Genomic DNA, 576 nt, shown 5'->3' with positions numbered 1-576 from the left:
AAACCAAACCAAGCCTGCTGTCAAAATTAAAGGAGAGCAAGCATGAAAACCGTCGTTTGGATTGTCATTCTGTTTGCCGCCGCAGTCGGTTTAGCGTTGGCTTCCGGCATTTATACAGGCAACGTGTACGTCGTGGTTGAGCAAACCATGCTGCGCATCAATCTGCATGCCTTTGTTTTAGGCCTGCTGTTGAGCGTATTCGTCTTGTATTTCCTGATTAAATTCGTGTTCGGCCTTTTGAACCTTCCGGCGCGTATGCAACGATTCGGCAGTGCCCGCAAAGGCCGTCAGGCTTCTGCCTCTTTGAACAGCGCAGGTTTGGCATATTTTGAAGGCCGTTTTGAAAAAGCCGAACAAGAAGCCGCCAAAGTCTTGCAAAACAAAGAAGCAGGCGACAACCGCACCCTGGCTTTGATGTTGGGCGCACACGCGGCCGACCAAATGGAAAACTTCGAACTGCGCGACCGCTACCTGCACGAAATCGAACATCTTCCGCAAAAGCAACAGCTTTCCCGTCATCTTTTGTTGGCTGAATCCGCACTGGGCCGCCGCGATTATCCGACTGCCGCACAAAAC

Annotated in this window: 1 protein-coding gene; it reads left to right on the top strand. The window is 51.2% G+C overall.

Annotated elements, in window-relative coordinates; genetic code table 11:
* Positions 1 to 42: 42 nt before the first annotated feature.
* On the top strand, positions 43 to 576 hold a 534-nt coding region (locus tag ACTHS3_RS16615; protein WP_440368588.1), incomplete at its 3' end, for a heme biosynthesis HemY N-terminal domain-containing protein.

Source organism: Neisseria sp. P0009.S007 (assembly GCF_051962515.1).
Note: the sequence above shows the minus strand (reverse complement) of the source record. Positions and strands in the feature narration are given on the sequence as shown.